3 protein-coding genes are annotated in these 2,977 nt (G+C 71.1%); all 3 read right to left on the bottom strand.

Annotated features, from left to right (window positions below):
* Positions 1–1,549, bottom strand: a 1,549-nt coding sequence (locus BZL64_RS33670) for an NADPH-dependent 2,4-dienoyl-CoA reductase (RefSeq protein ID WP_086772894.1), incomplete at its 3' end; no start/stop codon positions are given.
* A 140-nt stretch (positions 1,550–1,689) separates the two neighbouring features.
* A complete protein-coding gene (locus tag BZL64_RS33665; protein WP_086772893.1) occupies positions 1,690–2,058 on the bottom strand; it encodes a hypothetical protein in 369 nt (122 codons plus the stop codon).
* Between the two features lie 125 nt (positions 2,059–2,183).
* A partial coding sequence (locus BZL64_RS33660) for a hypothetical protein (RefSeq protein WP_107430394.1) occupies positions 2,184–2,977 on the bottom strand: 794 nt, incomplete at its 5' end.

The following is a 2,977-nucleotide window of genomic DNA, read 5'->3' as shown; positions in this document are numbered from 1 at the left end:
CGGTGAGGAACTCGGCGACGTCGAAGCCGATGCCGCCCGCGCCGAGGATCGCGACCCGGTCGCCGACGGGGACGCCGTCGCGCAGGACGTCGAGGTAGCCGACGACGCTCGAGTGGTCGACGCCGGGGATGTCGGGGGTGCGCGGGCTGACGCCGGTGGCGACGACGACCTCGTCGTAGTCCGCCAGGTCACCGGCCGCCGCACGGGTGTTGAGGCGTACGTCGACACCGTGGGCGTCGAGCTGGTGGCGGAAGTAGCGCAGCGTCTCGTCGAACTCCTGCTTGCCGGGGACCTTGCGGGCCACGTTGAGCTGGCCGCCGATCTCCGCCGCGGCGTCGAACAGGGTGACGGCGTGGCCGCGTTCGGCCGCGGAGACCGCGCAGGCGAGTCCGGCGGGTCCGGCGCCGACGACCGCGACGCGCTTGCGGCGGCGGGTGGGGGTGAGCACCAGCTGGGTCTCGTGGCAGGCGCGCGGGTTGACCAGGCAGGAGGTGATCCTGCCGCTGAAGGTGTGGTCGAGGCAGGCCTGGTTGCAGCCGATGCAGGTGTTGATGGCCTCCGGTGTGCCGGCCGCTGCCTTTTCGACGAAGTCCGGGTCGGCGAGCATCGGGCGGGCCATCGACACCATGTCCGCGCTGCCGTCGGCGAGCAACCGCTCGGCGATCTCGGGGGTGTTGATGCGGTTGGTGGTGATGAGCGGGACGGAGACCTCGCCCATCAGCCGCTTGGTCACCCAGGTGTAGGCGCCGCGGGGCACGGAGGTGGCGATGGTGGGGATGCGGGCCTCGTGCCAGCCGATGCCGGTGTTGATGAGGGTGGCGCCGGCCGCCTCGACGGCCTTGGCGAGGGTGACGACCTCGTCCAGCGTGGAGCCGCCGGGGACGAGGTCGAGCATCGACAGCCGGTAGATGACGATGAAGTCCTCGCCGACCGCCTCGCGCACCCGCCGCACGATCTCGACGGGGAACCACATCCGGTTCTCGTAGGAGCCGCCCCAGCGGTCGGTGCGGTGGTTGGTCTGCAGGGCGATGAACTCGTTGATGAGGTAGCCCTCGGAGCCCATGATCTCGACGCCGTCGTAGCCGGCCTGGCGGGCGAGGCGAGCGGTGCGGGCGTAGTCGTCGATGGTCCGCTCGACCTCGGCGTCGGTCAGTTCGCGGGGTACGTGCGGGCTGATCGGTGCCTGCAGCGCGCTCGGCGCGACCAGGTCGGTGTGGTAGGCGTAGCGGCCGAAGTGCAGGATCTGCATCGCGATCCGGCCGCCCTCGCGGTGCACGGCCTCGGTGATCGTCCGGTGCTCCTCGGCCTCCGCGTCCGTGGTGAGCTTCGCGCCGCCCACACCCGGCCGTCCCTCGTCGTTGGGGGCGATGCCGCCGGTGACGATCAGGCCCACTCCCCCGCGTGCGCGGGCGGCGTAGAACTCGGCCATGCGCGCGAAGCCGTCCTCGGCCTCTTCCAGGCCTACGTGCATCGAGCCCATGAGGACGCGGTTGGGCAGGGTGGTGAAGCCCAGGTCGAGCGGGCTCAGCAGGTGCGGGTATCGGCTCATCGGGGCCCTCCGTGCGCGGTGTCGTGCCCCTGTAGTTGTAGAGGACCGCGCACGGGTTATGCAACTAGTTGCACAATAGGCTCCACGTCGCCTTCGTCACGTCACCGCTCCCCGCGGGGCAGCACCACGGCACCGGCCCGTCACCGGCTTTCGAGCAGCAGGTGCAGTTCCGTCTCCTGGTCGCCGGAGGCGGAGGAGAGATCCTTCACCCGGAAGACGGAGTCCAGCGTCGTACGGAAACGCTCGATCGCCCAGTAGCCGCCCTGGACGTCGGCCGTGACGGACGACGCCAGCGGGGCCGGGCGGGCGCAGTCGTGCACGTCGCTGACCTCGAAGGTGCCGAGCCACACCATCGGGCGGGTCTCGTGAAGCTGTTCGGGCACGTCCTCGGCGCAGCGGTCGGACTCGAAGCAGGCGCACAGCGTGTCGAACACGATCCGGGCGTCCTCCTTGCTGCAATCGCTGATCTCGAGGGTGACGGACTCCGGATGCGGTCGCTCGCGGTCCATCGTGATCGCTCCTCTCGTGGCGGTGGCGCGAGGTCGCGGGTTCCCCGCGAACCACGCCACATCCCAAGAAAAGCACCACTTTCCCGGGCGGGCACCCCTTGGACGCCCGTCCCGGGAAACGGAGGTCAGCGCGTGAAGCGGTAGGTCTTGCTGTCCGTCAGCACGCAGAAGCCGGGCGAGACGACGATCACCCGCAGGGTGCCGGTGCGGCGGTCGTAGTCGATGCCCTCCGTCTCGAAGGAGCCCGAGCAGGAGCTGCGCAGCGGCAGCTGTCGCAGGGCGGTGACCCGGCCGTTCACGTCGCCGGAGCCGCCCGGTTCGGCCGACAGGTCGATCTGGAGCAGCGGCTTGGTCATGCCGAAGAGGGTGCCCGCGGGGTCGTCGGAGGAGCACAGCAGGGTGGTCGGGCCGGTGAAGTCGCAGCCCTGGACGTCGCGCACGGCGCGGTCGAGGCGGACGGTGGAGGCCTGCGGCAGGTTCGCCGAGGGCGAGGTGGAGGGGTTGACTCCGGGGGTCGGCAGGACGATCAGCCGGGTCATGGTGCCCCACTCGCCGGTGAGCATCCACTGGCCGCCCGGCGCGATGGCCACCCAGGAGTTGTTGAGGGCCTCGCCGGGGCTGAGCGCGTGCACGTACTCCGACCAGGCGCCGCCCGGCGCCTGTACGCGGTACATCTTCGAGGTGCCCGAGTCGCGCTGGTAGGGCTCGACGTAGTAGCCGTCGTAGGAGGCGTCGGGGTCGCCGACGTGGTTCCAGCCGCGGGTGCTCACCCCGAAGGGGATCGTCCCGATGCCCGTGTAGCGGTTGGCGCTGTTCGCCGGGACCTCGACCGAGGCCAGTCCCTGGCTCTCGGTCAGCGGGTCGGCGCGGTCGGAGCCGACCTCGGTCCAGGTGTCGGCCGCCGCGGCGGGCGGGGCGG

The sequence above is a fragment of the Streptomyces bobili genome, from assembly GCF_002154575.1.
Classification (GTDB): Bacteria; Actinomycetota; Actinomycetes; order Streptomycetales; family Streptomycetaceae; genus Streptomyces; species Streptomyces bobili.
Note: the sequence above shows the minus strand (reverse complement) of the source record. Positions and strands in the feature narration are given on the sequence as shown.

What these genes read in the sequence shown, in the direction of transcription:
- BZL64_RS33665 (WP_086772893.1), bottom strand. Translation starts at nt 2,058, where the DNA reads ATGGACCGCGAGCGACCGCATCCGGAGTCCGTCACCCTCGAGATCAGC.